Origin of the sequence: Pedobacter sp. (genome assembly GCF_031119335.1) — a bacterium.
Lineage (GTDB): Bacteria > Bacteroidota > Bacteroidia > Sphingobacteriales > Sphingobacteriaceae > Pedobacter.
Genome location: NZ_JAVHXT010000002.1, coordinates 179,056 through 200,663, shown reverse-complemented (window position 1 = coordinate 200,663; position 21,608 = coordinate 179,056). Strand labels below are relative to the sequence as shown.

Sequence of the window (21,608 nt, the reverse complement as noted above, 5' to 3'; positions counted from 1 at the left end):
TCCCAATTGTTGAAGAGTTAAGGTGATTATGTTGTAAGGCGCTTGTTAATAGTGTCTTATAATTCTCTTCTCTCTAAATAATACATGCCATCCTTTATTAAATACGCTACTATGATTAAAAAGCTACTTTCTGTTTTTTTTCTCCTGTTTTCTATCGTTTTAGTTTCGTGGGGACAAACCTATAAAAAGCATTACATTGCTCCCGCTCCCTGGCAGTATTGGACACAAGCGAACGAGTTAGTGGTTTCTACTACTAGCACTACGCCTGTTTCAGTTACTGTTAATAAAAGTGATGGTACCTTGGTAACTACATTAAGTTGTACAACAGGTAATCCGGCAGTATATCGTTTTACTGGAAACATCAAAAGCTTTCCATACTTGGCATTAAATACAGTGCTAAATGCGGCGGGTATAATTGTAGAAGGTACGCAACCCATCTCGGTAAATATCAGAAATGTAACTTCAGATGAAGGTGGAAATGATGATTATATTAAAGGAAATTCGTCTTTATTTAGTTTTGGTGACGCCGCGGTAGGTACGGCTTTCAGGGTGGGCTACTATAGGGATGGCGATTTGGCCTCTAGGAGTTTGGCAAGAGACAAGCGGCCTGTTTATGGTTTAATGGCTGTTGAAGACAACACCATCGTAAAACTTAATGGTATTGCTATAACCACATTAAATGAAGGGCAAAGTTATTTATTACAAGCGGCAATGGGTTCTTTGGTAGAAACCTCAGGACCTGCGGTAATGACTACCAACGCTACATTTGATGCTCCGGAAGGATGTGCTGATGGTACGTCTAACCCAATTCCGCCAATTAATTTATTGGGTAATGAATATGCAGTAATTAGAGCCGCTGGAAATAACACCGCAGAGCAAACCACGGTAGTGGCAACGGAGCCTAATACACAGGTTACGGTAACAAACTTTACCTCTCTTGGGGTGCTTTCTGGTACATCCACTACTTATACATTGGTAGCGGCGGGTAGCTTTATCACTTTTAGAAATGGAATTTCTGGAGATACTTATTCGGGAAGCCATATTAAGGCAAATAAAAATATTGCAGCCTATGCTGGTGCAGCTTTTGGTTGCGAGGTAGATGTGTCTACACTAGCTCCTTTATCTTTCTGTGCTGGTTCTAAGCAGGTAGAAACGTATAAGTTTAGAAAACTAACAACCAGTCAAGATTTACCGTATTTCGGTTATATCATTACTAAAAATTCTACAGATAAAGTTTATTTAACCACAACTGGCGGAAGTACGAACTACACCAATAGCGATATCGAATTAATTTCGGGTGTAGGTAAACGTAGGCAGTTGGGTAGTACAGGTTTGTATGTAATTGATTTTACCAGTGCTAATATTGGTACCCCATCGGTAATAACCATTACCAGTAACTCTAGGATTAGTGCGTCAATGATACAAAACGGAGGTGGTTTTTCTATGGCAAATGCCTTGTCGCCATTTCCGGAACGAGCTTTAAAGCCGATATTGGCGCCACAGGTAGATTGTGCAACGGCTACACTTAATGCCGACCCTAGCAGTTCTGCTCCTTATCAATGGTATTTTAATGGTGTGGCTATTCCTAATGCCACTGGAAGTAGTTACGTAGCAACTCAATCTGGAACTTATACTTTAACCTCTAAAATAGATTGTGGTATCGCATCACAATCACTACCAATTATTGTTGCGCTTTGTAATGTAGACAAGGCGGTAACTAAAACGGTAGATAATGCTAATCCAGTAGTAGGTGGAACGGTTAGATTTACAATAACTGCTCAAAATTTGGGTATAGGACAGGCCTTGGGTGTTTCTGTGGTAGATATGCTTCCATCGGGATATACTTTTGTATCTGCTACGCCTTTTACTGGAACCAGTTATAACAATACAACAGGCCTTTGGTCAATAGGTACATTAAATGGAGGGGCAACAGCCACATTGGTCATTACCGCTAGAGTTAATGCCACAGGAGATTACAATAATACCGCTACCATTGTAGGTATACAAACAGACCCCGATGCTAGCAACGACCAAAGTTCTGCCAGCGTAACACCTCTGCCAAATATTACATTAACATCGCCTTCTACTCCTCCTTCAGATGCGCAGTCGGTTTGTATTAACACGGCATTGGTTAATATTACCTATCAGTTATCGGGTTCTGTTACTGGAGCTAATGTAACAGGTTTACCTGCTGGAGTTACGGCAACTTATACTTCATCTTCAAAAGTATTACGAATTTCGGGTACACCAACACAAGCTACCTCTGGTCCGCAAACTTATACGGTAACTACTACAGGTGGTAGTCCAAACGTATCTGCAAAAGGAACTATACAGGTAAATGGACTGGTAGGTACGCCAGTGTTTGCTTTGGGTTCAACTTCTTCGAGATGTCAAGGTCCGGGCAGCCAAATTTATTCGGCAACTGCAAATAACAGCACTGGTATTACCTACAGTTTAAATGTAGCTACCGATAGAGCTGTAATAGATGCAGCTACTGGAGAAGTTACTTTTTCGGCCAACTTTAATGGAACGATAGAAGTTACAGCAACGGCAGCCGGATGTACGCCAAGAAGTGCTAAGCATACCATTACGGTAACATCGACAGGAACTGTTTCTGGTGCTTCGCCAGTATGTAGCGGTACCAACGGAACGTTAACTTTAAACGGTACTTCGGCATCGGTAGTAAGATGGGAGTATTCAACCGATGATGGTATTACTTGGAATACGCATCCTCAGAGCACTGCTTCTACAACCTTAAACTACTTAAACATTAGCGGTTCTGCAATGTTTAGAGCAATAGTTAGTGGTGGAGGCTGTAGCCAAGCTACTTCAACGCCGGTAACCATAACCGTTACCCAACGCCCTGCGGTTGTAAATCAAAACTATACTATCTGTCGTACTGGAAGTTTCACTTTCGATCCCGTTGAAGTACCAGCAGGAACCACCTACACTTGGTCTACGCCAACAATTACTGGTGGCACCGTAACGGGAGCAACTAGCGGAAACAACCTTGCCGCTGTAACACAAAATTTAACCAATACTGGCACAACAACGGCTACGGTAACTTACACTGTAACGCCAAGTAATGGCTCTTGTCCAGGTACTTCGTTTACCATCACGGTATTAGTTACGCCAAATATTTCTGCATCGGCGGTTAGTCCAGCGGCAATTTGTACCGGTAGTTCATTTGTGGTAATGCCAACTACTAGCAATGCAGGCTTACAATATACTTGGACAGCCGCTGTGCAAAGTGGTACGGGTATCACAGGGTTTAGCAACCAAAGTACACCGGTAAGCGGGCCAATTAGTCAAACGCTTTCTAATACTGCTGCTACTAGTGGTGTAGTAAGATATACTGTTACCCCAGTGTTAAATGGTTGTGCAGGTACTGCGTTTACTTTCGATGTAACCATTCAGCCAAATATTACACCTGGAACAATTGGCGCAAACCAGACAATATGTGCCAACACAGTACCTGCAACCATTACTTCAACAACTGATGCTACTGGCGGTGGTACAATTACCTACGTATGGGAAAGCTCTATTAACGGCACTACTTGGACTGTAATTGGTGGTGCAACAGCGGCTAGCTATTCGCCTGGAACGTTAATCCAGACTACACAATATCGCCGTATTGCAGTATCAACCACGGGAACAACTAGCTGTAACTCGGTTGCTACAGCTCCAATAGTTATCAATGTTGGAACGGCCGCTACCATTAGTACACAGCCAGCTAACCAAACTGTAAAAGGATTTAGACCGGCTACCTTTACTGTAACAGCAACAGGCGGAAGCGCAGTTTCTCAATATCAATGGCAAGTAAGTACCGATGGAAATAGTTGGAACAACGTAACAGATGGAACCACCTATACTGGTGCAACAACAAATACTTTAAGCATTCCAAAGGCTATAGAAACGATGGAAGGCTACAGGTACCGTGTCTTAGTTACACAGAGCGATAATGCCTGCGCTGCGGTAATTTCTGGCAATGCTAACCTTAGTATAGATACGGATGGCGATGGTGTACCAGACATTACCGATTTAGATGACGACAATGATGGTATTCCAGATTCAATTGAAGGTACTGGCGATAAAGATGGAGACGGCATTCCAGATTATTTAGATGTAGATTCTGATAACGATGGCATTGTAGATGCAATAGAATCTAACGGAAATCCGGCTAATGACCCAGATAAAGATGGACGCTATGGAATTGGACCTTTCAAAGATGCCAACGGAAATGGATTACACGACGATTTAGATCCGGCAATGGGGGGTACACCTTTAGTTATTCAGGATAAAGATAGAGATGGCTTGCCAAACTATTTAGATTTAGATTCTGATGGCGATGGTATTCCGGACACTTTCGAAGCAGCATTTTATATTGTAGATGGTGAGAATGATGGTATCATTGGTACTGGGCCAATTGTAGATGCCGACGGCGATGGTTTATCAGACTTAAACGACCCAGATTTCGTGGTAATAAGTCCGCTATTTAACCAAGATAGAGATTTTGACGGCTTATCAAACTACTTAGATATCGATTCTGATAACGACGGTATCATTGACAATTTAGAAGGTTTAGCAACCAATAGGTATGTGCCACCAACAGGTAGAGATACCGATGGTGATGGAATTGACGACGCCTACGATGTAAACAATGGAGGCGTAGCTTCTGGCTATGCCAATGCCGATGGTGGTAGTGCGCCAGATTATGTTGATACTGACTCTGAAAATGATGGTATTAGAGATTGGCTAGAAAACGCAGTGGTTAGTCCGCTAGAGGTCGATTTGGTAAATAACCAGACAGGCGCACCAGGTCCAGACGGTTTGATGGACGTACTTCCAGATTCGGACGGCGACGGCTTGGCCGATATTTTTGATAATGACAACGGTAATACGCATCCGTCTGGTTACGCAACTAACGGCGGACAAACACCAGCCTCAATGCCTGGCAATGGTAATCCGGGCAACGAACGCGATTGGAGAAGCTCTTTAGATACCGATGGTGATGGTGTACCAGATGCTTTTGACCTTGACAACGACAACGACGGTATTTTAGATTCTGTAGAAGGTTACGGCGACGATGATGGCGATGGTATCCCTAACTACCTTGATTTAGACTCTGACGGCGATGGTATTCCAGACGTAATTGAAGCTGGTGGCTCAGACCCAGATAACAACGGCTTGCCAGGAATTGGTTTAATTCGGGCAGTTGATGTTGATGCCAACGGAGTTCCAAAAATAGCCAATGGCGGTTATACCCCGGTAGATACTGATGGCGATGGCAAACCAGATTTCTTAGATTTAGACTCCGACGGCGATGGTATTTTTGATGTGATCGAAAACGGAGGTCCAGATCCAGACAACGACGGAAAAGTGGGCGTAGGTTTGGTGAATGATTTCGACCGTGACGGTATCTCAGACATCGTAGATAATTATAACAACTTAACAGGCTCGCTTACCGGAGATCCTTCGGGCGTACCAATGGTAGTTTTAGATACCGATGGCGATGGCATACCGAACTACAGAGATATAGATTCGGATAATGATGGGATATTAGATTCGGTAGAAAAAGCAATTGATACCGATGGTGATGGCATTCCTAACTTCCTAGATTTAGATAGTGATGGCGATGGTATCCCGGATAATATCGAAGCACAAAGTACAGCAGGTTACATTGCTCCAAGCGGAACATATTCGAGCAAAGGCCTAGACAATGCTTATGTAAGTACTAACGGTATCACGCCAGTAAATACTGATGGAACAGACCTGCCAGATTATTTAGATTTAGATAGTGATAACGATGGCGAACCAGATACTTTAGAAGCTTACGATACCAATAATGATGGTGTTGCAGACAAAGTAAAATCTGGAGTTGATGCAGATAAGGATGGTATTGACGATGCTTTTGATAATAATGTTGGTGCATTTAATCCAAGCAATGGACAAACGCCAACAACATTCCCTAACCTAGATACGCCTGGCACACCAGAGCGAGATTGGAGAGAAGACTATAACATTGCGCCAGTTGTAACTGTGCCAACAAATAATATTTTTACAGAGGATACGCCTAAAGCTTTAGAAGGAATATCTTTCGAAGATAAAGACGCTGGAAATAATCCGGTAACTGTTACTTTAAGCGTACCAGCAGGAAAAGGTAGCATTGCAGCCACTAACGAAACAGGTATTGTAATTACTGGAAGTGGAACAAACACCGTTACCATTACAGGTACAGTGGCAGCAATTAATGCTTTTATCGATGCCGCAAAAGTAACCTACAGTCCAGCGGCAAATGATAATGGTACGGTTAACTTAACAACCAGCATCAACGATTTGGGCAACACCGGGGGGCCAGCATTAACAGACAGCAAAACATTACCTTTAGTTATACAATCGGTAAATGATATTCCGGCAGTTGCCGATATTAACAAAGCTGGTACAGAAGATACTCCTGTAACTTTTGCACCTACAGATTTTACTGCACAGTTTACAGATGTAGACGGAACTTTGGCTAAAATTCAGGTGGTAACATTACCTGCTGCAAACCAAGGCGTGCTAAAATTAAATGGAGTTGATATCCTTGTAGGTCAAGAAATTTCTACTGCCGATTTAAGTAAAATCACATTCGTACCAGCACCTAACTTTAATGGTCCGGTAAGCTTTAGCTACAACGGAAGTGATGGGGTAGCTTATGCCGCAACTACAGCAAGCATAAATATTAATATTGCTCCTGTAAATGATAAACCAATAGTGGCACTAGTTACCAAAGCTGGTTCAGAAGATGCCACCCTACCATTTACAGCTACAGATTTTACTTCGAAATTTACTGATGTAGATGGCGATGCCTTGAGCAAAATTCAGGTGGTTACCTTACCGCCAGCTAGCCAAGGTGTATTAAAACTTAACGGGGTTGATATTACTTTAGGACAAGAAATCCTTGCTTCGCAGTTGGCAAACATCACTTTTGTGCCAGTGCCTAACTTTAACGGCCCAGTTACGTTTAAGTGGAACGGACACGATGGTACGGAATACGCTACTACAGATAACAATGTAAGTATCTTAATCAGTCCGGTTAACGATGCGCCGCAACTTACTGCAATTAATAAAACAACTGCCGAAGATGCTCCAGTAACTTTTGGATTAACAGATTTTACAAACAACTTTACAGATGCTGATGGCGATGCACTGGTTAAAATTCAGATTTCTAGCTTGCCGCCTTCATCACAAGGTGTACTCTTATTAAATGGTTCGCCGGTAAGCCCAGGTCAAGAAATCCCTGTGGCAGAAATACCAAACTTGGTTTTTGTACCTGGCGCTGATTATAACGGCAGCACAAGTTTCGGATGGAGCGGTAGTGATGGTACCGCTTATTCAACACCATCGACTGTAAATATTTCGGTAACCGCAGTGGCAGATAAACCTGTGTTAACTGACATTGCCAAATCGGGAACAGAAGACACTACCTTGCCATTTACTTCGGCAGATTTTACCGATAGCTTTACCGATGCTGACGGAGATAACCTAACTAAAATCCAAATTGTAAGCCTACCTGCTAACGGTAAATTACAGTTAAACGGGGTAGATATTTTAGTAGGTGATGAAATAGCTGCTGCCCAATTGGCGAATATCACTTTTGTGCCTAATGCCAATTGGAACGGTACTACAAGCTTTAAATGGAACGCATTTGACGGTACGGCTTACGCTAATGTACCTGAAGATGTAGAAATCACTATTGCTGCTGTTAACGATATTCCGGTAGCTGTGAATGATGTTGCTGTAGTAACAGAAGATGTTACTTTAAATGTTCCAGCGGCAACGGGTCTACTTTCAAACGATAGCGATGTAGACGCAGGTACAACCTTAACCATTACCGATTTTACCTATCCGGGTGTAACAGGTACGCCAACCGTTGGTACGCCACATCTTATTACGGGTATAGGTACAATTACCATAAATTCAAACGGTTCGTATAGCTTTATACCAGAGCCTAATTACAACGGTACAGTACCAGTAATTACTTACACTGTTAGCGATGGCAATGGCGGCACAAACACAGCAACTTTAACCCTTAGTATCACGGCAGTTAATGATGCGCCAATAGCCGTAAATGATGTAAATAATGTAAATGAAGATGTAACTTTAACCGTTATCGCTGCTAACGGCTTGTTAGTAAACGATACCGATTTAGAGGGAGATGACTTAACGGTTACCGGCTTTACCATAGCAGGTATCTCGGGAGTAAAGGCAACTAATACACCAGTACTAATTCCATCGGTAGGTACCATTACCATTTACGATGATGGCGGTTATACATTTGTGCCAGTTGCAAATTACAACGGTAATGTGCCAGCTATTAACTACACCATTACCGATGGCGCTGCTACAGCAACGGCAACGCTTAACTTAACGGTAAATTCGGTTAACGATTTACCAATTGCCGTAAATGATAGCGCAACTATTTTAGAAGACGGTACCTTAACCAGAACTGCCGCAAACGGATTGTTGTCAAACGATAGCGATATTGATGCGGGTACAACTTTAACCATCACCGACTTTACCTATCCAGGAGTAACAGGTACACCTACAGTTGGTGTGGCTCATCTTATTGCAGGAGTTGGTAATATTACCATTAATGCAAATGGTTCGTACAGTTTTGCTCCATTGGCTAATTATAATGGCGCAGTACCAGTAATTACCTATACTGTTAGCGATGGTAACGGCGGTACGGCAACAGCTGATTTAGCCATTAGTGTAACTGCAGTAAACGACCCGCCGGTAGTTTCTGACATTGCTAAAAATGCTTTAGAAGATAACACGGTTACTTTTGCCGATACAGATTTTATTTCGAAATATACTGATGTAGAAAATAGCCCTTTAACTAAAGTAAGGATAGTTAGTTTGCCAAATAATGGTAAACTGAAATTGAATGGCACAGATATTATTGCTGGCGACGAAATTAATGCAGCCGATTTAGGTAACATCACTTTTGTGCCAAATGCAAATTGGAATGGCAGTACCAGCTTTAGATGGAACGGTTTCGATGGTACAACTTATGCCAATGTAAACGCATTGGTAAATATCACTATCGATGCCGTAAATGATAAACCAGTTGTAGGTAACGATGTAGCTAGTATTAAACAAGGCGAAACACTTAATATTGGCACGCCAGGTCTATTATCAAACGATACCGATGTTGATGGCCCATCATTAACGGTTTCTGGATATACCATCGCAGGCATGCCGGGAACTCAAGCAATAGGCGTACCTGTAGTTGTTACTTCGGGGCCAACTACCGTAGGTACAATTACCATAAATACTGATGGAAGTGTAGTATTTACTGCCGAACCAGGTTATAGCGGGCAAGTGCCATTAATTACCTATACAGCAACAGATGGTTCGCTTTCTGAAACAGGAACTTTCTCATTGACTGTAACAGTAGACAACGAAGCACCAATAGCTACAAACAACACAGCTACAGGTGCAGAAGATGCTAGTGTTTTGGGTAACGTTATCACTGATGGAACACCTGACAGCGACCCTAACAATGACCCATTTCTGGTTAAGTATTTCAGTATTGATGGCGATTTAACCAACCATGCTGCAGGTACAACGGCAACTATTCCGAACGTGGGTGATATCACCATTAACGCTGATGGAAGCTATACTTTTGTGCCACTTTTAAACTATCACGGAACGGTACCAACCATTACTTATACCGTTGAAGATAATCCAACTACTAGAAACCCTGCGGCAACGGCAGCACAGTCTAGTGCTACGCTAGTCATCACAATTACCCCAGTTAACGATAACCCAGTGTTGCTGCCAGAAACTGAAACTATCCTAGAAGGAGCTTCGGCAATTAGCAAAAATCTGTTGGTTAATGATATTGATGTAGATGGGGACAATTTAACAATTACACAAATTGCCATTCCAGGGGTAACAAGCCCTCAGTTAAATACTGATATTGTAATTACTGATGCGCAAGGTAATACGGCAACTATCAATGTGAAATCAAATGGTGACTATGTGTTTACACCGTCTGAGAATTTTAATGGAACAGTTCCAACAATTACATATACAGTTACAGATGGTACTGTCGCCCTTAATTCGACACTAAATATTACGGTAACTAATGTAAACGATAAACCAGTTGTAGACGATGTAACAAAAGCAGGAACAGAAGATGTTGCAATAACATTTGCTGCTGCAGATTTTACAACTAAGTTTAGCGATGTAGATGCAGATGCCTTAACCGAAATTAAAATAGTTTCGTTGCCAGCAAATGGTAAGCTTCAACTAAATGATGGTGTTAACCCTCCGGTTGATATTAATGTTGGACAAATGATTTTGGCAGCCGATTTGGCTAACATCACTTTTGTGCCAAATGCCAATTGGAACGGTACAACTTCATTTAAATGGAACGGAAAAGATGCCACTGAATACGCTGACGTAGATGCAGATGTTAACATCACGATTGCTGCTGTAAATGACATTCCAATAACAGCAGATGACAGTGCTACTATCTTAGAAGATGGTTCGCTTAATCGTTCGGCCTTAAATGGTTTGTTAACAAATGATACCGATGCAGATGGCGACCCACTAACCATTACGGGTTTCAGCATTGCTGGAGTAACTGGTATGCCTATAATTGGTACGGCCTTTACTATTCCTTTAGTGGGTAATATCACCATTAATGTAGATGGTAGCTACAGCTTTACACCGCTGCCAAATTACAATGGTACAATTCCAGAAATTACTTATACGGTTAGCGACGGAAACGGCGGTACAAATACAGCGAAACTTAACATCACAGTAACCGCAGTAAATGATGCTCCAATAGCTAATAACGATACCAACTCTGGTAATGAAGACACAGCAATATCTGGCAATGTTGTTACAGACCCAGTAACTGGCGATACCGATATCGACAACCCTCAGTCGGCATTAACGGTAACTACATTTACCATTGCGGGTGTTACAGGCACACATACTGCCGGCAGTACAGTAAGCATCCCTAATGTAGGTAGCATACTTATCAATACCAACGGTAACTATACTTTTACGCCTAACCCAGATTATAACGGTACAGTTCCTGCCATTATTTACACCATTACCGATGGTGCTTTAACTGCAAGCGCAAGTTTATCGTTAAGTGTTATAGCAGTAAACGATGCGCCATTAGCAGTAAACGATAACGCTACTATTTTAGAAGACGGCTCACTTAATCGCTCAGCTTCAAATGGCTTATTGGCAAATGATACCGATGCAGATAAAGACCCTATAACAATTACAGGTTTTGTTGTAGCGGGAGTAACGGATATACCAGTATTAGGTACTCCTTTTGAAATACCAAACGTGGGTACAGTAACCATCAACGAAAATGGAAGTTACAGTTTCACACCGCTACCTAACTATAACGGAGCAGTTCCAGAAATTACCTATACGGTAACCGATGGAAATGGCGGCAACAACACAGCGAAACTTAATATCACCGTTACTGCTGTAAATGATGCGCCAGTAGCAGTTACTGATGCGGGTACCGTTAATGAAGATGTGCCTCTTAATGTAGATGCTGCCAACGGTTTATTGGCCAATGATACTGATGTAGACGGCGATGCGCTAACGATAATAGGATATAGCATTACTGGAACAACAGGCACGCAACTATTAAATACCGACGTACCAGTGGTTGGAGTTGGTGGCATAACCGTAGGTACCATCAACATCAAAGCTGATGGAAGTTATGTATTTACGCCAGCTCCGAATTATTACGGTGCGGTACCAGTAATTTCTTATACGGTAAGAGATACCAATGGTGCTACAGCTACATCAACATTAAGTTTAACTGTAAACTCTGTAAACGATGTGCCGGTAGCTTCTTCTAATCCTATTAATACCTTAGAAGACACGCCACAAAATGGCACAATTACCGCTACAGACGCAGATGGCGATGTGCTAACTTATACGGTGGCTACTCCGCCAGCACATGGCACATTGGTAATACGTCCAGATGGAACTTACACTTACACGCCGGCGCCAAACTATCATGGTACAGATAGCTTTACAATTAACGTAAGTGACGGTAATGGCGGTTTTGCTACGGTAGTAGTGCCAGTAAATGTAGCTTCGGTAAATGATGTACCAGTGGCAACTTCGCCGGTAATTGTTACCTCAGAAGATACCCCAGCCAACGGTAAAGTAACGGCTACAGATGTAGAAGACGATTTAGCTAACAAGCCATTAACTTATACCCTAACAACACCTCCTGCACACGGTAGCGTTACTATTAATGCAGATGGAACTTATACTTACACGCCATCGCCAAATTATCACGGTGCCGATGTGTTTGAAATAACAGTGAAGGATTTTGATGGTGCTACTACAACAGTGAGCATCCCTGTAACCGTAACTTCGGTGAATGATATTCCGGTAGCAACCGATGATTTAAGAATGGTTAACGAAGACAGCGGCAACGTAATAGGTAACGTTTTAACAAATGATACCGATGCCGATGGCGATGCTTTAACAATTACAGGCTTCACAGTAGCTGGATTAACAGGTACACCAGTAGTAGGTACGCCGTTTACCATTCCAAATGTGGGTACAATTACGGTTAACGCCAACGGAACATACACTTTTGTGCCATTGCCAAATTACAACGGTAATGTACCAGCAATTACTTATACTGTAAGTGATGGTAAAGGTGGTAGTGCTACCGCAAGTTTAAAAATTGCCGTAACCTCTATAAATGATGTTCCAGTAGCAGTACATGATAACAGAACGGCAGCAGAAGACACTAATGCAACCGGTAACGTTATTGCTAACGATACCGATGCTGATGGTGACGTGCTCACGGTTTCAGGTTTCACCATCACAGGTGTAGCTGGAACTCCGGTTGTAGGTACTCCATTTGTAATTCCAAACGCAGGTAGTATTACCTTAAATGCTAACGGAACTTACACCTTTGTTCCACTGCCAAATTACCATGGCACCATACCAGATATCAATTACACTATAAGTGATGGAAATGGAGCAACTGCAACGGCAATTCTTAAAATTGTAATTACACCAGTAAACGATGTTCCGGTAACTAACAATGATACCGCAACAACTAACGAAGACACACCGCTTACAGTAACAGCGGCTAATGGCTTATTTAAAAACGATAGCGATGTAGACGGCGACGCTTTAACTTTAACAGGTTATACCATTGCCGGCGTAACAGCTGCACCAGCGGTAAATACACCGTTTGTAATTCCAAATGTTGGTACAATTCGTATCAATTCGGATGGTAGCTACAGCTTTACACCAATAGCAAACTACCATGGCGCAGTTCCAGAAATTACCTACACGGTAAGCGATGGTAACGGTGGTACGGCATCAGCGAAACTGAACATCACAGTAACTTCAGTTAACGATGTTCCGGTAACCGCAAACGACACGGCAACCACTAACGAGGATACGCCACTAACGGTAACAGCAGCCAACGGACTGTTAAGCAATGACACTGATGCCGACGGGGATGTGTTGAGCATCACAGGTTTCAGCATTGCTGGAGTAACGGGCACACCAACAATTGGTACAGCTTTTACCATTCCAAATGTGGGCAGCATTACTATCAATGCCGATGGTAGCTACAGCTTTACACCTGCGGCAAATTACAATGGTGCAGTTCCAGAAATTACCTACACGGTAAGCGATGGCAAGGGAGGTACGGCAACTGCTAAACTGAACATCACGGTAACTTCGGTTAACGATGTGCCAGTAGTTGGAGACAACACAGCAATAACAAATGAAGACACACCACTAACGTTAACAGCTGCCAACGGTCTGTTGAAAAATGCTACCGATGCTGATGGCGATGTGTTAACTGTTACAGGTTTCAGCATTGCTGGAGTAATCGGCACGCCAACAATAGGTATCGCCTTTACCATTCCGAATGTGGGCAGCATTACCATCCATGCAGATGGTAGTTACAGCTTCACACCTGCAGCAAATTACAATGGTACGGTTCCAGAAATTACCTACACGGTAAGCGATGGAAAAGGAGGTGCGGCAACGGCTAAACTGAACATTACGGTAACTTCGGTAAACGATGTTCCAGTAGCAGTAAACGACAATGCTACCACTACGCCATTTACTCCAGTAGTTATAGATATATTGGCAAACGATAGCGATATCGATGACGGTTTAGATTTAACTTCTGTGGTAATTACGCAGCAACCAGCTAACGGAACGCTAACTGTTAATCCTACAACGGGTAGGGTAACTTACACACCAAATGCGGGTTACTACGGTACAGATACGTTCCGTTATACAGTGAAAGATAAATCTGGGGTTGTTTCTAACGTAGCAACAGTAACTATCGATGTAAAAGATGCACCGAAAATTGGTTTGGCCAAGGCAATCATTTCTTCAGTTAAACAGGTTAACGGTTCGTATAACATCACTTATAGGTTAACGGTTGGAAACTACGGCGTATCAGTACTTAATAATGTAAACATCACCGATAATTTACGTACTACCTTTGGCGGTGATAATTTTACAGTACGAGCTGTTAGAACCTTGGGTACCCTAACTGTAAATACAGCCTATAACGGTAACACAGATGTACAGTTGTTACAAGCTGGAAATACCCTGACAGTTGGTGCTACACAAACCATAGAAATGGAAGTTAATGTAATGCCAACAAGTACCTCTAAAACGTACTCGAACAGTGCAACAGCATTAGCGCAATCTGCTACGGGAATTGCCGTAACCGATATTTCTACCAACGGTTTAAAACCAGACCCTAACAATGCTGGCGATGTTAGCCCATCAGACCCAACAAATATCGATATCCAAAAGCCTAAGGAGTTTATTCCAGGAGGTTTTTCTCCTAACGGCGATGGTGCCAACGATAAGTTTGTGATTGAAAATAATGGTTATAAACGACTTTCGCTAGAGGTATTTAACCGATGGGGAAATAGAGTGTACATCAGCAATAATTACCAAAACGATTGGGATGGACGCAGCAACACCGGTTTGAGAATTGGAGAAGATTTACCAGAAGGTACGTACTTCTATATTGTCATCCTCGATGGAAATGAAAAACACGTTGGACATCTAACCTTAAAACGATAGACATGAAGAAATATATCGCAATACTTTTCTTTTCACTTCTTGCTGGGCAAACTATGGCGCAGCAAGAAGCTATGTACTCACAATATATGTTCAATACCTTGGCCATTAATCCCGCCTATGCGGGAAGCCGTAACGTTACTTCGGCAACGGCACTGTATCGTAGCCAATGGATAGGTATTGATGGTGCACCAGAAACATTAACTTTTACCATAGATGCACCGGTAAGCAACAAAAAAGTAGGCTTGGGCTTACAGATTTTTAGTGATAAAATTGGTGTAACCCAAAACACTGGTGCGCTTGCTAGTTATGCTTATCGCATCCGCATGGCTACAGGTACTTTGTCATTTGGTTTGCAGGCTGGCTACAGTCAGTACCGCGGTAATTTTAGTAACGTGCCATTAAATTCTAGTGGCATTAACAATGATGCTGCATATCAAGACAATGTGAACAAAGGCCTGCTAAATTTAGGCACAGGAGTTTATTATAATTCAGATAGGTTTTATGTGGGCTTATCGGCTCCTCAATTACTTAACAACCAATTAAGCGAATTTAAGGTTGCCGGAAATAACACTTTTAGCGGTCAGGCGCTACACTTATTCTTAGCAACTGGTTATGTTATTCCGCTTTCGCCAGATTTCGACCTTAAGCCTTCTGTTTTGGTAAAAGGAGTGCAGGGCTCGCCAATCCAGGCAGATTTAAACGCCAATTTATGGATTAAGCAAGTGTTTTCAATCGGGTTTCAGTACCGCACCAGTGCCGATATAGCCGCTATGGTAGAAGTTCAGGCATCACCACAATTCCGTTTGGGGTATTCTTATGATAGAAGTACCACAAACTTGGTGCAGTTTAACTCGGGCAGCCACGAAATTATGCTACGCTACGAATTCGGATTTGAGAAGGGCAAAACCATCTCCCCTAGATACTTTTAACCTATGAGCAAAATGAGAAAATACATCAAAAAAATTGTGGTATTTGTAGGGGTTTCATTGTTTATAACCCAATCTTTTGCCCAAAAAAATCAATCGGATGCTGTTTTAAAAGCCGCAACCAAAGAATATAACGCATTGAAATACGCTTATGCCATCCCTTTGTTAGAGCGTGCCTTAAAGCAACAGCCTACCAACGTAGATGCCATGGCTTTGTTGGCGCAGTCTTATCTCAAAACTAAAGACTATCAAAATGCTGCGGCTTGGTACGCAAAATTGGCGCAACAAAATCCTGTGAAGGCAGAATGGGCTTTAAGCTATGCGGAGGTATTGGCCAATCTCGAAGATTATCAAACATCCAAAGTTTGGTATAATAAATATGTAACATTAAAAAATGGAGATGCCAGGGCAGCCGATTTCTTAAATATCTACCCCAACGTTTCTAGTTTTATGGCAAATAAAGCCAGATGGAAAGTCGGTTTTGCAAACATCAATACCAACCAATCTGAATATGCACCTATTTACTATGGCAATGGTTTACTTTTCGTAAGTAACAGAAAAACGAGTGGCTTTAGCAAAAATGTTTTTGCTTGGGACCAATCACCTTTTTCAGATTTGTATTTGGTAGATAAATTAGAAAAGGTAAAACCGATAAATATTGACAGCGTAATGCTAGCTGCAAAAACTGATAAGAATTTACGGAAGAAATTTTATGTGGTGAACAATGATGATACCCGCAAAACTAGTAACGACAGTAAAACATTTGCAGATGGTTACGCAACCATCAATGATACCTTGGCAAGGGCGACGGGCAGCGAAGAACTGGCGATGCGTTTAAGTAAATCCATTAATTCTAAGTATCACGAAGGTCCGGTGGCTTTATTACCTGATGGCGCCATAATGTTTACCCGAAACAACTACTACAATGGCAAAACTGGGAAAAGTACCGATGGCGTAATTAAGTTGAAGATGTTTACCGCCAACAGTGCTTCGATGGATAACCTGAAGCCTTTTGCATATAATAGCGACGAATATTCGGTTGGCCATCCAGCGTTGAACCAAGCAGGTACCTTGTTGATATTTACTTCGGATATGCCGGGTGGTTTTGGCGGCACCGATTTGTATTACAGCACCAGAACTTCCGTAAATGAAGAATGGAGCAAGCCTATAAATATGGGCAAAACGGTTAATACCGAAGGCGATGAAATGTTCCCAACTTTGTATCAAGACAAGCAGCTTTTCTTTTCTTCTACAGGTCACGCTGGCTTAGGAGGTTTAGATATTTTCGAGTTAAACATAGATGGATTTACACCACAAGGTAAACCGAAAAACTTAGGAGCTCCAGTAAATTCTTCGGTAGATGATTTTTCATTAGTAAGAGATGGTAGTGGAAGTCATGGTTTCTTTAGCTCGAATAGAAGAGGTAACGATGATATTTATATGTTCGATTACAACGACTATAAAATCATCTTAAAAGGAAAATTGACTGAGCAAAGTACTGGCAATGCTTTGGCTAGCATCAATATTGCGGTAGAACATAATGGCGAAAAACTAAATATCAATACAGATGCGCAGGGCAATTATGAATACGAATTGCCAAAAAATGCAGTTACCAAACTTGGTTTTGTGGTTCCACAATACGAGCCTAAGCAGTTTAGTTTAAGTACCGAAGAGCTATTAACAGATACTGTCATCAACAAAAATATCGCCCTAAAAAAACTTGGTGTGCCTAACCAACAGCAAAATGATATTGCAGGCAACCCTTGTGATACACTAAAGAAGCTAATAAGCCAATTTGTGCTGTACTATGATTTGGATAAATCTAATATCAGGAAAGATGCTGCCGAAGTTGCGGATAAATTAGCAGTTTTCTTAAAGGCAAATCCGCAGTTTGAAATAGCTGCAGCAAGTTATTGCGATAGCAGGGCATCTAAAGAGTACAATATCAGGTTATCGCAAAGGCGCTCTAATTCGGTTAAAAATTACCTCATTAACAAGGGTATAGCAGCAGGCAGAATTAGTATCAGCTTTTATGGAGAAGAAAACTTGGTAAACCACTGTGCCGATGGCGTAAACTGTACCGAAGAAGAACAGCAGTTAAACAGACGTACAGAATTTTTCTTATTGTATAAAGGCAAAAAGGTAGATGATTTAGATTGTGAAACTTTAAAAACACTAAAATAACAATGAAAGGGCGAGAGAAATACTCGCTCTTTTGTTTCTGCCAGATTTTGAGATGTTCCAAAATTGGGCATTATGCTCAAATTCAATCATTCTCTCATCTAATCATTCAAAATTCTATACGATAATCTCCTTTTCGTCGGTTTTTATTTCCCGTTGGTCGAATACGCTTTAAAACAAGTAACAATAGCCTTATCATTGTTTCTAATTAATAAACAACAAAGAAACGGTGATAAGCAAAGTTGGAAAATATGTAGAAATTGTTTTTTGGGTTTTGGCGCTAACGTTATTGGCCACCGCTAATCCTCACGAGCATCATTTCACCTTATGTCCACTAGCAAATCTGGGTTTCGATTGGTGTCCGGGATGTGGTTTAGGTAGATCAATAACGGCCATCTTTAATGCTGATTTTTATGGAAGTTTTAAGCAACATTGGTTTGGCATTCCAGCCTTGTTAATTATCCTTTATCGTATTTATCAGTTAGGTAAACAATTAACTATTAAACAAAGAAATTATTTAAAATATAAGGAGATTTAGTCATGTTCGATCAAAATTTTATGTCATTGCCAGGGATTACCCCTCAAGAATATTCTTACTTACAATCTGCAACTCAAGGATTAAATGAGCAACAGTTGCGCACTTTCTTAATGATTTACTCTGGAAAGCGTAAAAACCCAAGCGATATGCTGTTGTTCTGTATCATAGGTTTGTTCTTGGTGCCAGGCTTGCAACGTTTCATTGTTGGCCAAATAGGAATGGGTATCTTATATTTCTTCACCATAGGTTTATGTTTCATCGGTTCAATTGTCGATATCGTGAACCACAAACAATTGGCTTTTGAGTATAACCAGAAAATGGTTTTTGAAAGTATGCAAATGGTGAGAATGAGCAACTTTTAACCCCAATCCCTAAAGGGGAGAATATATTGTAACACACAAAGATCAAATCCCTATCGGTTAAAAACCTGTAGGGATTTTTTTGTTTTCAAACATTAAGGAAACCATAACTAAGGTTTTCTAAGGTGTCTTAGGTGGTGAAATTAAATCGACAATTTTTTAAACCATCTTAGACATCTAAGTTCATTTTAGTTGTTATTCTGTAATAAGAACTTAATTAAGCTTAATTCCTTAATGTTTTTATAATTATGTATTAGTAGCTAAGGTTTTCTAAGATGTCTTAGGTGGTTAAAAAATAAATTCAAAACATTTAAACCACCTTAGGCACCTAAGTTCATTTTAGTTGTTTGATTTGGTAAATATTAAGAAGTTAGGGACAATTAGAACTTAATTCCTTAATGTTTTTATAATTATGTATTAGTAACTAAGGTTTTCTAAGATGTCTTAGGTGGTGAAAAATAAATTCAAAACAATTAAACCACCTTAGACATCTAAGTTCATTTTAGTTCTTTAAAAAGCGAGAAAACTTAAAATTTCTTAATTCCTTAATGGTTTATAATTGCAGATCAATTAACCAGTTAACCAATTTCAACAATTAACCTTATTTTTACCTCATGAAGCTATCCGAAATTACCAACTTCCTCGAAGTCTTGGCTCCGCTCAATTATCAGGAAGACTATGACAATGCAGGTTTAATTGTAGGTCATCCGAACGATGAAATTCATGCTGCTCTAGTGTCTCTAGATTGTACGGAACAAATTGTTGACGAAGCCATCGAGAAGAATTGCAATCTGATTATCTCCCACCATCCCATCGTGTTTAAGGGCTTGAAAAAACTGAACGGGAAAAATTATGTGGAGAGAACGGTTTTAAAAGCTATCAAAAATAACATCGCATTATATGCTATTCATACCAATTTAGATAGTGTGCACAATGGAGTAAACGCCGAAATCTGTAAACGACTAGGGGTAATAAATACAAGAACCTTAGTTCCAAAATCTGGCATTCTGAAGAAACTGGTTACCTTTTGCGAACATAAAGATGCAGAGAATCTACGTCAAGCTTTATTTAATGCAGGCGCAGGGAATATCAGTAACTACAGCGATTGCAGTTTTAACCTAGAAGGCGTAGGTACATTTAAAGGTAACGAGCAATCTAACCCAACTTTGGGCAAGGCGGGTGTGAGGGAACACGCACACGAAACCCGCATAGAAGTAATTTTTAAAGCACAAGATGAGCGTAGCATTTTAACAGCTTTGTTCCAAAACCACCCATACGAAGAAGTGGCTTATGATATTTATGCTTTAGAAAATAAATTGCAAAGTGTAGGCTCTGGAATGGTTGGTGAACTTGCGGAAGGTTTAGCAGGTGAAGATTTTCTTCGTTTAGTAAAGGATAATATGCAGGCGAAAGTGTTGAGACATACAAACATCCTCCCTAAAAAAATAAAAAAAGTAGCCGTTTGTGGTGGCTCTGGAAGCTTTTTATTAAAAAATGCTATTGCGGCAGGGACCGATGCCTTTGTAACCGCTGATTTTAAGTACCACGAATTTTTCGACGCCGAGGATAAAATTATGATTGTAGACATCGGACATTTTGAAAGTGAACAATTTACATCTAATTTGTTGATAGATAATATTCAAGAAAAATTTCCTAACTTTGCAATCCGTTTAACGGAGCATAACACAAACCCCATAAATTATTTCATTTAATGGAACAAACAGTAGAGCAAAAGCTAAAGGCTTTATACGAATTACAAAACTTACATACCAAAATTGATAAAATACGCCAAATTAGAGGTGAGTTGCCAATTGAGGTTGCCGATTTAGAAGATGAGGTAGCTGGTTTGGAGACCCGTATACAAAAGATAAAAGCAGAGTTGGATGATACGGAAGATGCAATTGTAAACCGTAAAAACATGATCAAAGAGGCTCAAACTTTGATTAAAAAATATGATACGCAACTTAAAGATGTAAAGAACAACCGTGAGTACGATGCGTTGAATAAAGAAATTGAAATTCAAAACTTAGATATTCAGGTAAGCGAGAAAAAAATCAAAGAATTTGGGTTTGAAATCAATAACAAAACTGAAATCTTCGAAAAAGCACAAACTAATATCGACTTAAGAAAAGGCGATTTAGAAGCTAAGAAAACTGAATTAGAAACCATTACTGCTGAGACTGAAAAAGAAGAGCAAGAATTGGTTAAAAAAGCAGAAAAAGCACAAGAGAATATCGAAGAGCGTTTGTTATTTGCTTACAACAGATTGAGAAAAAATGCGGTAAATGGTTTAGCTGTTGTAACTATCGAGAGAGATTCTTGTTCAGGTTGCTTCAACAAAATCCCACCTCAACGTCAGTTAGATATCCGTCAGCGTAAAAAAGTAATTGTTTGCGAGCACTGCGGACGTATCTTGGTTGATGAGGCTCTAACACAAGAATTGGCAGAAGCTTAGATTACAACCAACCAAATATAAAA

7 protein-coding genes are annotated in these 21,608 nt (G+C 40.8%); all 7 read left to right on the top strand.

Translation table 11 applies throughout. The features are described from left to right. The first annotated feature begins 111 nt into the window (after positions 1–111). The 7 genes from REI64_RS03010 (at position 112) to REI64_RS02980 (ending at position 21,585) form a co-directional block, all read left to right on the top strand. Complete coding sequence (locus REI64_RS03010; protein WP_308848612.1) at positions 112–15,126, top strand: tandem-95 repeat protein; 15,015 nt, start codon at positions 112–114, stop codon at positions 15,124–15,126. A gap of 2 nt (positions 15,127–15,128) precedes the next feature. Then, a complete protein-coding gene (locus tag REI64_RS03005) occupies positions 15,129–16,055 on the top strand; it encodes a type IX secretion system membrane protein PorP/SprF (protein WP_308848611.1) in 927 nt (308 codons plus the stop codon). A 12-nt stretch (positions 16,056–16,067) separates the two neighbouring features. After that, positions 16,068–18,236 carry an OmpA family protein gene (locus REI64_RS03000; protein ID WP_308848610.1) on the top strand — a complete coding sequence of 723 codons (2,169 nt, stop codon included), beginning with the start codon at positions 16,068–16,070 and terminating at the stop codon, positions 18,234–18,236. Between the two features lie 226 nt (positions 18,237–18,462). Beyond that, the gene (locus REI64_RS02995) at positions 18,463–18,771 is read left to right on the top strand and encodes a DUF2752 domain-containing protein (protein WP_308848609.1); all 309 of its coding nucleotides are present in this window, start codon (positions 18,463–18,465) and stop codon (positions 18,769–18,771) included. A gap of 20 nt (positions 18,772–18,791) precedes the next feature. Continuing rightward, complete coding sequence (locus REI64_RS02990) at positions 18,792–19,133, top strand: NINE protein (RefSeq protein ID WP_308848608.1); 342 nt, start codon at positions 18,792–18,794, stop codon at positions 19,131–19,133. 611 nt (positions 19,134–19,744) lie between these two features. After that, complete coding sequence (locus REI64_RS02985; protein ID WP_308848607.1) at positions 19,745–20,842, top strand: Nif3-like dinuclear metal center hexameric protein; 1,098 nt, start codon at positions 19,745–19,747, stop codon at positions 20,840–20,842. Beyond that, a complete protein-coding gene (locus REI64_RS02980) occupies positions 20,842–21,585 on the top strand; it encodes a C4-type zinc ribbon domain-containing protein (protein WP_308848606.1) in 744 nt (247 codons plus the stop codon). The genes REI64_RS02985 and REI64_RS02980 overlap by 1 nt, the downstream gene beginning before the upstream one ends. Positions 21,586–21,608 lie beyond the last annotated feature (23 nt).

Coding starts and splice junctions, on each gene's coding strand:
- REI64_RS02985 (WP_308848607.1), top strand. CDS start 19,745: ATGAAGCTATCCGAAATTACCAACTTCCTCGAAGTCTTGGCTCCGCTC.
- REI64_RS03010 (WP_308848612.1), top strand. CDS start 112: ATGATTAAAAAGCTACTTTCTGTTTTTTTTCTCCTGTTTTCTATCGTT.
- REI64_RS03005 (WP_308848611.1), top strand. CDS start 15,129: ATGAAGAAATATATCGCAATACTTTTCTTTTCACTTCTTGCTGGGCAA.
- REI64_RS03000 (WP_308848610.1), top strand. CDS start 16,068: ATGAGAAAATACATCAAAAAAATTGTGGTATTTGTAGGGGTTTCATTG.
- REI64_RS02990 (WP_308848608.1), top strand. CDS start 18,792: ATGTCATTGCCAGGGATTACCCCTCAAGAATATTCTTACTTACAATCT.
- REI64_RS02980 (WP_308848606.1), top strand. CDS start 20,842: ATGGAACAAACAGTAGAGCAAAAGCTAAAGGCTTTATACGAATTACAA.